The sequence below is a fragment of the Marinobacter sp. CP1 genome, from assembly GCF_001266795.1.
Taxonomy (GTDB): Bacteria; Pseudomonadota; Gammaproteobacteria; order Pseudomonadales; family Oleiphilaceae; genus Marinobacter; species Marinobacter flavimaris.
On record NZ_CP011929.1, the window covers coordinates 1,315,676 to 1,326,886 of the forward strand.

At 59.4% G+C, this 11,211-nt stretch carries 10 protein-coding genes; 3 read left to right on the top strand and 7 right to left on the bottom strand.

The annotated features are described in order from the left end of the window. Window positions 1–14: 14 nt before the first annotated feature. Window positions 15–299 (bottom strand): hypothetical protein, encoded by a 285-nt coding sequence (locus tag ACP86_RS06260; protein WP_008171059.1) that lies wholly within the window; start codon window positions 297–299, stop codon window positions 15–17. Window positions 300–491: 192 nt separating this feature from the next. Here ACP86_RS06260 and ACP86_RS06265 point away from each other — a divergent pair, with 192 nt between their 5' ends. From ACP86_RS06265 to ACP86_RS06275, 3 genes are read left to right on the top strand one after another with little or no spacing between them, the layout of a single operon-like run. Next, window positions 492–1,970: a response regulator gene (locus ACP86_RS06265; protein ID WP_053113088.1), complete on the top strand. Its 1,479-nt coding sequence runs from the start codon at window positions 492–494 to the stop codon at window positions 1,968–1,970. Then, on the top strand, window positions 1,970–2,611 hold the full coding sequence (locus ACP86_RS06270; RefSeq protein WP_227507829.1) for a helix-turn-helix transcriptional regulator: 642 nt from the start codon (window positions 1,970–1,972) through the stop codon (window positions 2,609–2,611). The genes ACP86_RS06265 and ACP86_RS06270 overlap by 1 nt, the downstream gene beginning before the upstream one ends. Further along, window positions 2,608–3,978: a sensor histidine kinase gene (locus tag ACP86_RS06275; protein ID WP_053113089.1), complete on the top strand. Its 1,371-nt coding sequence runs from the start codon at window positions 2,608–2,610 to the stop codon at window positions 3,976–3,978. The genes ACP86_RS06270 and ACP86_RS06275 overlap by 4 nt, the downstream gene beginning before the upstream one ends. On the opposite strand, the gene ACP86_RS06280 is transcribed toward ACP86_RS06275, so the two are convergent. The 6 genes from ACP86_RS06280 to ercA form a co-directional block, all read right to left on the bottom strand. Beyond that, window positions 3,950–5,074, bottom strand: a complete 1,125-nt coding sequence (locus tag ACP86_RS06280) for an OprO/OprP family phosphate-selective porin (protein ID WP_053113090.1) — start codon at window positions 5,072–5,074, stop codon at window positions 3,950–3,952. The two genes, ACP86_RS06275 and ACP86_RS06280, sit on opposite strands and share 29 nt — an antisense overlap. Then, a complete protein-coding gene (locus ACP86_RS06285; protein WP_053113091.1) occupies window positions 5,064–5,648 on the bottom strand; it encodes a DUF4956 domain-containing protein in 585 nt (194 codons plus the stop codon). Before ACP86_RS06285 ends, ACP86_RS06280 begins: the two co-directional genes overlap by 11 nt. After that, on the bottom strand, window positions 5,632–6,390 hold the full coding sequence (locus ACP86_RS06290) for a polyphosphate polymerase domain-containing protein (protein ID WP_053113092.1): 759 nt from the start codon (window positions 6,388–6,390) through the stop codon (window positions 5,632–5,634). Before ACP86_RS06290 ends, ACP86_RS06285 begins: the two co-directional genes overlap by 17 nt. Beyond that, window positions 6,387–8,177: a CotH kinase family protein gene (locus ACP86_RS06295; RefSeq protein WP_053113093.1), complete on the bottom strand. Its 1,791-nt coding sequence runs from the start codon at window positions 8,175–8,177 to the stop codon at window positions 6,387–6,389. The genes ACP86_RS06290 and ACP86_RS06295 overlap by 4 nt, the downstream gene beginning before the upstream one ends. 115 nt (window positions 8,178–8,292) lie before the next feature. Then, complete coding sequence (locus ACP86_RS06300; protein WP_053113094.1) at window positions 8,293–10,059, bottom strand: NahK/ErcS family hybrid sensor histidine kinase/response regulator; 1,767 nt, start codon at window positions 10,057–10,059, stop codon at window positions 8,293–8,295. After that, a complete protein-coding gene (gene ercA / locus ACP86_RS06305) occupies window positions 10,043–11,206 on the bottom strand; it encodes an alcohol dehydrogenase-like regulatory protein ErcA (RefSeq protein ID WP_053113095.1) in 1,164 nt (387 codons plus the stop codon). Before ercA ends, ACP86_RS06300 begins: the two co-directional genes overlap by 17 nt. Between the last annotated feature and the right edge of the window lie 5 nt (window positions 11,207–11,211).

Consider the following 11,211-nt stretch of genomic DNA (forward strand, 5'->3'; position numbering starts at 1 on the left):
GGCCCGGCCATGGCTCAGCCGCCGCCCTGGGATCTGAGCCGGACATGGTCGCAGATGCCCGTAACCTGTTCAAAATTGAGGATCAGGGTATGAACGGTGTTGGTGTAGGTGTCGTGCAGGTGAAACTTGTAACGGTGCTGCTTTTCACCCTGCAGAAACGCATCGTACTCGCGGACCAGCTCACGCACATCCCCACCGGAATCCTTGCTCCAGGTCGCATTGAACGGACCCAGCACGGCACCGCCAGCCAGGCAGATGGTGACTTCGTGATTCGTCAGACCATTCTCAGGAACTGTCATGGTTATCTCCCTTTCGATGAGCCTCTGGTAAGTGTAGTCGCTCCTGACGCCAGGACAGTCCATAGTGCCAAGGCTGTCACAGAACCAGATTTTCATTGCCGGCAAAGGCACTGCTGTAGGAAGTTCCTACACCGCTAAGCCACTGTTGTTGCTAATCTCTTCCCTACCCCATTAACAGGATACAGAGTAATCATGGCGACCAGCGGAGCGGCGGAGATCCTTCTCCGGTATGACGACGACCAGGACCGACAGCACTTCGAAACCTTGTTTGCCAGCGATTTCGTTATTCACGCGTTCGCCACTGACCAGGGGGCACTCGACTACCTGCCCTCGGCTGCCACCATACCCACCGCCATCGTTCTGCTTCCGAACCGCGCTGATGACTATCTTGAGTCGTCGCTACTGGCACGGGCCAGGGACCACCACCCCCGGATTCTGAAGATCCTCATAGGAGATGCCATTGCGCTGAACCTCCTCGTGAAACTGCTCGACCATCAGCTGGTCGATCGCTGCTTCGAACAGCCGGTCAATCCCGATGTTATCCGGTCGCACGTGCTCACAGCCGCGCTTACCCGCGAAGGACAAACCTTCTCTCCGGATACCAGCGAGGCCCACGAGGGCCCCAAACCGGCGATTCTGATCGTGGATGACGAACCGACTGCCACCCGTTATCTGTCGAGGCAGTTGGAGCGCATGCAGGACGAATTCCGCGTGCTGAGCGCCATCAGTGCAGAAGAGGCTCAGCTCGTGTTGCAGAAAGACAGCGATGTCGCGGTGGTGATGACAGACCAGAGAATGCCCGGGATGCATGGCAAAGAGCTGCTGGACGAACTACGCCAGTCGCACCCGACAATTGTCCGAATTCTCACGTCAGCCTGGGGCGAGGTTGATGTGGCCATGGATGCAGTTAACGAGGGCCGGATCTTCCGCTATCAGAAGAAGCCATGGAACGCAGCCGAATTGCTGTCGCTCTTCCGCAAGGCTCTTGTCCAACATCGCACCCTGGTCTCTGCAAGAGACCGTTCACGCTCAATTGCAGAACAACAGTTCGCGGAGCTTCGCCAGCAACGACGAGCCAGACTGCTTGAACATCTAAACGAGCGAGTGGACGGTTTTACCGGCGAACCGATCACCGCCGACTTTCTGGATGCCCTGGCAACCGTTCGCACACTTCCTGCCCAGCCACCCCATCTGCGCGCAAGCCGGGAAACCGCGCTTGAGCATGATCTTGTAAGAGACTTTGCCGGAATGGCGGGCAGGCAGCTCAGCACCCTTCAGCCAGGCCACGTGCACGGCATCCAGAACCGGCAAGCCTTTGACCAGGCTCTCGCGAACGCCTTGGAGAACCCGGCAGGCACGAGCGAAACACAAACACCGTTGATGGCCCTTTGCCAGGCACTGGCAACCCTGATGAAGGCCTCCGGGCTGGAGCGCTCTGCTCTGGAATTGACCCGGACCGAAAGCGGCCTCATGGTCGCCAGCGCCAGCCCACTTCACATGTACAGCCATCTGCTGGCGCCAATCACCCGCCTCTCCCGCCCCCTGCTGAAGCAGCAGAGCGCTCTTCTGATGCTCTTCGTAAGCACCCGACTGCTTGCTGGCGATATCGACGTGACCGGAGGCGACCAGTGTCTTCGATTGAGTCTCCATCTGCCGGCCAGGGCAGACTGATGGCGTCAGGTCAGCGCAGGCTCAGGTTGTACGTCACCATGGGGCAGCGACTGCTCCGTGACAGCCTGCTATTCCAGATCCTCTTGCACGATGAGGTCGAGCTGGTTGGCGAATCGGAGACCGGAGTGGCAACGCTCAATCGGCTAAAGAGGGCCACCCCTTCGGTACTGCTGATTGAGGAAAACCTGCAGGACAACGACGGGCTCACCATCGCCGAGCATGCATTGGCGGTGAATCCGTCATTGTCCGTGCTGCTGATATCGGACACGCCGGTCAGCAGCGGGCGGATGGCGATCTATCTGGAAGCAGGCATCAAGGCCGTGGTGTCCAAGGACCAGCCAGTACAGGAGTTGATCAAGACGCTGTTCTACATTCGAAACGGGCAGGTTTATGTCGGTAACTGGCAGCAGGAACCAGCACCGGCCGCCATGCTCGCCTATCAGGCCTTGTCCGGACGGGAGCGGGAAGTGGCACAGCTGATGGCCAACCGGCTGCCGGTACGCGATATTGCAGGCAGGCTTGGCGTTTCCTGCAAGACGGTGCATTCCTACAAGGACCGGATTTTCGTGAAATTGGGCTTCGAGCGCCTGCCCGAGCTCATTCTCTTTATGCAACGACACCAACACGGAGCCGCCGAGTGAAACTGCTTTCCGGGATGGATCAGATCCGCCAGCTGCCCGCCTACCGACAGCGACGCTTCGAACGCTTCTACCACACCCAGTATCGGTACCGGGTGCTGCCACTGTTCGCCGACGTTTACCTGGTGATTGCCTTTATCGGTACCCTGCTGTTTCTCGGGGGACTGGCCCTGAACCCGGATGCACCGGACGTATTCGGTATCTACCTCATCTACACCGCGATTCTGACCGGTCTGATCGCCGCTCACCGGTTCACGCGCCTGCGTCGGTCAGCGCCGATGATTGTCTACCTGGTGTTTTTCAACATGGCGGCGTTCAGCTACCTGGGATACATGGCAACGGGCGCGTCGCTCGCTCCCATCGTGGGCTTGTTCTTTTTCATCAGCTCCGTGGGCATCATTACCCTGTCCCTGTTCCACACCAGCGTGATTATCCTGATCAACCTGACACTGCTGGTACTCGCCACGTTCGTGGCGGTCGACAGCACTCAGGTAAGCGACACCCTGATCGGCATTCTGACCAACTGGCTGATTCTGATGTGCCTGGTGGTCGCACCGCTATCGGCCTGGTTCCTGTCGCAGTTCCTGCGCAACCTGCTGGCGCTCCAATTCCTGCTCCGAGACCGGAATCGACAACTTTCCCGCACTTTGGAAACCCTGAAATCAACGGAAGAAAGACTGGCCCAGGAACAGAAACATCAGGCCCTTAGCCATATGGCTAAGGGGCTGCTCCACGAGATCATGAACCCGTTGAACTGCGCCAGCCAGGCCGTGGATTTTGCCAACTCGGTAAACCGGGATGTCGAGGTCGCAGACGCCCTGACCGACGCTAGCACCCACCAGAAACGCATTGCCGATATTGTGTCTGACCTGATCGAGTTTTCCCGCCCCGTCCCTGAACACAGCCTGGAAACGGCAGACCTCGGCAAACTGGTGACCACCGCCACCCGCTTCTGCCAGCATCAGCTACGAGGTGTCGAGCTTCAGACTGACATCCCGGAGGGAACGACCGTTCCCTGCTATCCATCTGCCCTGACCCAGGTGTTCGTTAACCTGCTGCTCAATGGCGTCTCTGCCGTGAGCAAAAACCGGCAGCCCGGCAAAATCGAGATAACGGCCGAAAGCGCTGACAGTGCCCATCGAATCGTAATTCGGGACAACGGCCAGGGCATCGCGCCAGACGATATGAAGCGGCTCACTGATCCGTTCTATTCCACCAGTGATACACCGGACAACCTGGGGCTGGGCCTCAGTATCTGTCAGACCATCATGCGCCATCACAAGGGCAACATGTCGATTACCAGCGAACCCGGCCAGTGGACGCAGGTGACCCTCACGCTGCCTAGAACCGCAGCACAGCACGCAGGGTAACAGCGTCTCCGTCCGGCACGGCCATCAGGGTATTGCCGCGAATATCCGGCATCAGGTAATTCAGGCGCAGCTGGAACAGCTCGCCCAGATACCAGGCAAGACCCAGCAGCGTCACACTCGCCTCGGCGCCCAGGTTCCGGTCTCTCAGGTCCACAGCACTGTGCCGTGCGACCAGTTCCAGGGCGCCCGCCCGGTGCCGGGGCTCTATCCAGTCAAACTCACCCCGGCTGTAATAGCGCCGATCATCGGTCAGGAACACACCGGCCTGGAGGTAGGCGCCACCGAACTGCCAGCGTGACCCGTCGGTTCGACGCACGCTCTGAGCCATGGCCTCCGCCACGAGGGTCAGACGATGATAAAGCCAGGCGGCCTCGAGACCTGCCAGCCAAGCATCACCGGCCTCGAATCGTGGGCTGCGGATGACATTATCGGCACTGAACACCTCTCCCTCATCCTTGATCTGAAAGCGGCTGTCGCCAAGATCACGATAAGAGGCCGCGGCGCCCAGATGTAGGGTCTGGTTTTCTGAACGAATGGGGGCACGGGTCAGTCTCGCGGTTATAGCGTGAGTGGAGCCACCATCGGGCTCATCGGTGAACAGACCCAGGGACCAGGTGCCGCGTTTGCGGTACTGCCCCGCCATAACACCGATGGAACGCCCCGGTGCGAACGCCGAGGTCACCAGCGAACGTTCGCTGGTGTTCAGGCTGGTGTAGCTGGCGAGGCGTTCCAGGCCAAAAGGCTCCTTGAAGCGCCCAATTTGAGCCTCGAAACGGCTCTCCCCGTCATACAGGAGATAGGCATCGCCCAGATCCAGCTCTTTCTTGTCGCCTTCAATCTTGTAGCTGCCATCCAGCTCTGCCTCCCAGCGCTTGCCCAAGGCCAGTTCCAGTTCAATTTTCGCATTTCTCAGGACGCCCCGGGCTGTGCTGCGCTCACCGTCTTCATCATAAAATGACCCGTAATGGTCAACACCGGCGGCGACGTAACCGCCCACTTCTGCCTCGACAGGGGAAGCCACAGCGAGCAGAGGCTGTAACATGAACGCCAGTGTCAGACCGATCACCAGCCACGCCCATTTCAGCTCAGCGAGCATGATCGGCCTCCTGACTAAAGTGCATACGTAGCATGGCGGTGTCCCTCAGATAGCTGACAGACACCACATCCACCCGGAACACATCCAGACCGGTGCGCTCTCGCAGGTCCGCAATGAGCAACTCCCGGCGGTCCCGGTGAACGTTCTCTATCTTTTCGTACTCCACCTCTCTCTCACTGTGTCGCGGCAAAAGCACATGGGTTTCGAGCACCAGCGCCAGAACGATGACCAGCAGGTTCAGAAACACCAGCTCCAGGTGGTGCATGTTGCCAACTGCTGCCAGCAGGGCCATGGCGATCACCAGAAACAGGTAGGTCATCTCTTTTATGCCCAGGGCCTCGGTTCGGTACCGGAGCATTGAGAAAACGGCGAACAGACCGAAGGCAAAGCCCATGGTGACGGTGACCGAATGTAGCAATGCGGTCACCAGGAAAACGCCGACACCAAAAAGAATGAACGAGGCGGCATTCTCCCGGTGACGGGAAAACGCGTAGTAGCAGCGAATCAGCACAAACACGGAGGCGGTATTGATCAAAAGCCGGATCGCAAAATGGACATCAACTGCAGATTCCATGAAGTCTCCTTAACAGCGGTTTGAAGCGATTGGTTTTGCATTCGTGGCCGAACAACAGGCTTGTGCCGATGCAGTATTTGCCGAACTGCACGGGGCGGCAGCCGAGCTGACCAAGACGTTCCAGGAAAGGGGAATATGGGACCTTGCGATCGTACTTGACCTCGAAAACGGCAACATCAGGCAGGCACAGACCGCTGCGACGGTCGGCCGAGTGAAAACCCAGCCCTGTATCCACCGTAATACGCTCGGTCCCCCGTGCGCTCATGAAGGTCATCCGGCGGTAGCCGACAAAAAGAGCCGGCAGCATCCCTGCCACCGGTCGGCCCAATTGCTCTTCAAGGAAAGGGACCACCCGGCTGCTCTCAACGGTTTGCGATGTCAGCGGCAAACGGTTCTTGATGGTTCTCTCCCTGTTGTTCTTTTTCTTGACCTCCAGGAAGCTGTCCCCGGTTTCACGGTAGTGCCGGATGCGGAGCTTGAACCGGTTCAACTTGCCGTTGTGGTGATCCAGGTAAAGCTGGCGTTCCGGTGTATCGAAATACAGGGTGTCGTAGGTGAACCGCCGGCGCCCGTCGATCTCCAGGATGGAGTAATGGTGCTCCAATCCACGCAGACAGGCATCCAGCAGGTATGCAGGCACCAGAAACTTGGTGTCGACCCGATTCATCAAACGGGCCTGCATCTGTTCGGCCAGACAATGCCCGCGGAATCCTTCCAGCGGGCTGGCGACAGCCATGTTCATCGAATCGCCGAATCGTATTCCAGGGTGGCGTTCAGGCTCAGTTCCACGTCGCCCTCACTGGCCCCGGATCCCACCCCGATGACAGTAATACTGCCCTCTGCGCCAAGGGCCAGGGTGCGCACATCCCCGGGCTGGCTTTCATCCACCTCAAACAACAGAGCGTTGGTGGCAAAGCCATGGAACTCGTGTGTGCCCGGCACGTAATCGGATGCCTCGATAAACAGTTGCAGCACATAGGGCGTGAAGTTGTCGTTGATATCCGCGCCAATCAGCAGGAGGCTGATCACCGCCGGCTTTGATTCGCGATCAACCGAGTAAACCAGGCTGTCCACCTCGAAGGCGGCAAAAGTCAGGCTCGCGTTCACCGCCCGACCTCCGGGCAGCGTGAAGCGGAAGGCACCTGTGTCGGCACCGTCCTCGGACTTGATGGTGCCGGTCAGGCTGGTTGTCGCCGGCACGCTGCAATCCGGTTGCGTGTCCGCAAGCCGGTACACTTCCCCGGAGGGCGTCTCCTCGGCGATGGCCTGTTCAATAACAGCTCGACGCGCAGGCCGGAAATCGTCATCACCGGCCACGCCGCGGCCACCAATGAAGGCATTCAGGCTGGCCGTCGCCTCCGCGCTGGTGCCGGTGAGTTCACGTATCCGCTCCACTTCCGCCAGCAAATCGGCCTCATCCCACTGGGTGGCCAGCAGGTCTTCAAGCTCGGTCTCATAGCGCGCCCGGTACTCGGGAATGCTGAAAAGCCGGTCCGCCAGCGAGAAGTTGCGGTATAGCACCCCCGTGAGCGGCCTCAGGGGATGCGCCCCACGAAAGGCCGTATCAGCGCCCCAGGGAATAAAATGGAACAGGCCGTCTCCGGGGTCCCGATAGATGTGGAAATTGTTGGCGTTGCCAGTGGCGGAATCCCAGGCGCCCAACAGGGTTTCCACCGCCCAGAACCGGATGAATTCATCCACATCCACCAGCTGCGGCAATACATTCACCATCTGCTCATCGGGCAAGGCCAGAGCATCGGTAACGGCCTGCAGGTCAGTTCGGTCGTTTTCTTTTTCGTTGGTCTTTTTCTCAAAACGTTCGCTCAGCCAGGTACCGAAGTCCGCCGTTTGGGCTTCGTACTGGTTACCGTCGTCGTCCCCGAATACCCGTGCCAGAAAGGGCTTCTTGATAGGCTCGACATTGGTAAACACACCCAGATCCTCGCCATTGACAGACACTCTGGCGTAATTGCATTTCGGCGCCGCGAGCCCGGCCTGCCGAAACTGGTCATAGGCCATGCACTGGCGGGCATTGGAGGGGTCCTGGCGGTTGTTGTTCAGGGTCATCCGGGTCATGTTCTGATAGGTGCGACCAGGCCAGAGATCGTTAAAATCGAGCTTGAGAGAGGGGATACTGGGGCTCAGGGAGCCCATGTAGCCCTTCTTGCGCACGATCACCCGGTCCATGCGGTCACCGTCGATGGTGACGCTGGCCGTGAATTCCGTGTATTCGAACTCGGGCACACATTCCCGGTCGGTGCTGGCCAGGGTTCGGGCTTCCGATTTCAGTTTGCTGAAATCGGCGGAGCTCATGGTGACCGACACATCAATCAGCCGCTCGGGATCATAAAGCTCGGCATCGCCCCCTATGTTCACGGGCTCCGCCGGGGGTTCGAAATCCGAGGGGCTGGACACCTCCGTCTCGCCGCCCCCACCGCCGCAACCGGCCAACAGCACAGCGCCGATCATTGCCAGCCACCAATGCCCAAATCCACTGCCGGCTTTCCGGCCAATCGTTGTTGTTTTCATCTGTTACTCCCTCAGATGTTTGAAACCTGCCGGTATCGGAGACCGGTTGAGGGAGTATTTCGCGAAGCGCTTCAGAGTGTATGTAAGAAGGTCTTACAGGACTGGCGAGAAGGGGTCAGGCCGAGGCAGAGGTCAGCAGGCTGGTCATCAGGGCCCTGAGCCGGTTCGGTTTCACCGGCTTGTTCAGTATTGGCAGGTACTGGGCGCGCAGTATCTTGCGGGTGTCATCGCTGCGATCTGCGGTAATGATGGCGGCGGGAATATCACGACCAAGGTGGCGGCGAACCCCGTGAACTGCATCGTAACCGGTTCGCTCATTGTTCAGGTGATAGTCCGCAAGGATAAGGGCCGGTATCTGGCCGGTTTGCTCGAGAGCCTCCACGGCCTCTGCCTTGCTGGCGGCTGTGAGCACATCACAGCCCCAACGCTCCAGCAGCAACTGCATGCTCTCCAGAACCGCCGGCTCGTTGTCGATCACCAGCACCGGCACACCGTCAAAGCCATCGGCGAAATTCTGGAGCGAATCTGTACGGGCCATATCCGGTCTGGCCTGAGCGGGTTCAAGCGGCAGGGTCAGCACGAAGCGGGAGCCACGACCGGGCCGTGATGACACATCAATGTCGTACCCCAGCACCCGAACCATCCGTTCCACGATGGCCAGCCCCAGGCCCACACCCTGCCGGCCGCCGGTGCCCTGGGGCAACAGCTGGTGAAACTCGGTGAAAATGTCCCGGAGCTTGTCTTCCTCGATGCCAACACCGGTATCCCAGACTTCAATCCGCAGACGGTCGCCGCGGGATCTCAACGCCATGACAACACCGCCCTTGCGGGTGTACCGGAAGGCGTTGCTGAGCAGATTTCGGAGGATACGGGTCAGCATGCGCTGATCTGTTCGCACCATCGCCGGAATGGTGCGTACCCGGAACCCGAGGCCGGCATTGCTGGCAACGGCCTCGAACTCCTCCCCGAGGGATCTGGCCAGGGCGGCCACATCGGTATAAACCAGATTAGGCTTCATTGCCTGCTGGTCGAGCTTGGAGATATCCAGCAGGTCCGCCAGCAGGTCTTCGGCGCCCTCCAGAGCCCGATGTACCTGGTGCACCATGCGGGTTTCCTGTTCCGGCAGCGTGCTGTCCTGGAGCGCGGATATCATCAGCCGGGCTGCATTCAGCGGCTGAAGCAGGTCATGGCTGGCCGCCGCGAGATATTTATCCTTGCTGCGGTTGGCCTCTTTGGCGGCCTCCATGGCAACAAAGAGCTCGCGCTCAACCTTCTCGCGCTCCTCAATCTGGTAGCGCAGGCCCACATTGGCATTCTGCAGTGCTTCGGTCCGCTCTTCCACGCGCCGCTCGAGGGTGGCGTTCAACTGCTCCAGTTTCTGCCGGGCCAACACTCGCTCGGTAATGTCGGCAACGAAGGCTTCCACCACTTCCGGTCCGAGGTCCGGGCGTCGCAGCAGGGTGACAGCAACGTGGACCGGCGTGCGATCAGCACGCTGGAAACGGGTTTCCCGGGCACTCAGGCTGCCCTCGTTGAGAAGCTCCTGCCGTATGGCATCGAATTCACTGGAACTGCAGAACAACTGTTCACGGAGCCGGATGACCTTTTCCGTGAGCGCCTCGGGGCTGTCATAACCGCAGATTCTCGCCATCGCCGGGTTGCAGGCCAGAAAGCCGCCCCGCAGGTTGGCCTGGAAGATACCGTGCAGGGCGTTCTCGAACAGCCATTTGTAGCGGTTGCGTTCCTGCTCCAGCTCGTCAATGCGTTCCTGCAGAGCCGGGTAATAGTTCTTGCGGACGGACTGGCTGCCCAGCCCGAGAAGATCGCCAATTCCGTAGCTACTGTCCTGTTCGCCATCCTTGATGTCAGAGGGCTTCTTCATAGACAACCTGGACATCCCGCAGCGACGACTTCCGGGGGTTGGTGAGAATGCACGGGTCCTGCAACGCAAAGCCGGACAGGTGGGGAATGTCGGACACCGAAACACCCAGCTGGGCAAGACGGGCCTCCAGACCAACCCGCCGCTTGAGCTCCACAATACGGTTCATCAGCCGCTTCTTGATTTCCGCTTTGTTCATACCCCGGGTATCGATATCCATGGCTTCGGCAACGCGGCGGAAACGGTCTTCGGCAGACTGGAAGTTGTAAGCCACCACGTGCTCCAGCAGCAGCGCATTACACAGACCATGAGGCAAATCCAGGAAACCACCCAGGCTATGGGACATGGCGTGTACTGCCCCGAGAATAGCATTGGAGAAGGCCAGCCCCGCCTGCATGGAGGCCAGCATGATCTGCTCCCGGAGATAGGGATCTGCCGTGTTGTCCACCAGCGGCTCGAGATTCCGGTTGATTAACCGGATTGCCTCCAGGGCATGGGTATCGGTCAGCGGGCCGCTGCCAGTCGACACGTAAGCCTCAATGGCATGCACCAGGGCATCCACCCCGGTGCAGGCGGTGAGGTAGGCATCCATGGTCTCGGTAACTTCCGGATCGATCAGTGACACATCCGGCACTACGGCCTTGCTGATGATCGAGAATTTGAACCGGCGGTTGGGGTCGGAAATGATCGCAAACTGGGACACATCCGCCGAGGTACCTGCCGTGGTGGGAATCAGTATCAGAGGCGGTGACGGGTTGGTGATGGTATCGACGCCCTCGAACTCCAGGATGCTGCGACCGTGAGTGGCCACGATACCGATGCCCTTGGCGCAGTCCATGGGGCTGCCGCCACCGATGGCGACAATGACATCACATTCACTGGATTTGTAGAGCTCGGCCCCGGTCATCACCTCATCCACCTTGGGGTTTGGTGAAACACCGGTATAAACGGTGGAGCGGATACCTGCATCGGTCAGCAGCGTCACGATCTCATCGACCCAACCGGCGGCAGCCACACCCGGATCGGACACCAGAAAGACATGCCGGGCACCGAAATTACTGGCGAAGTTGGCCACGGACTTCCGGGAGCCGGCACCAAATACGATTTCCGGTGAGACAAACTTTCGCAAGCTGGATATATCGTGACTCATCAGAC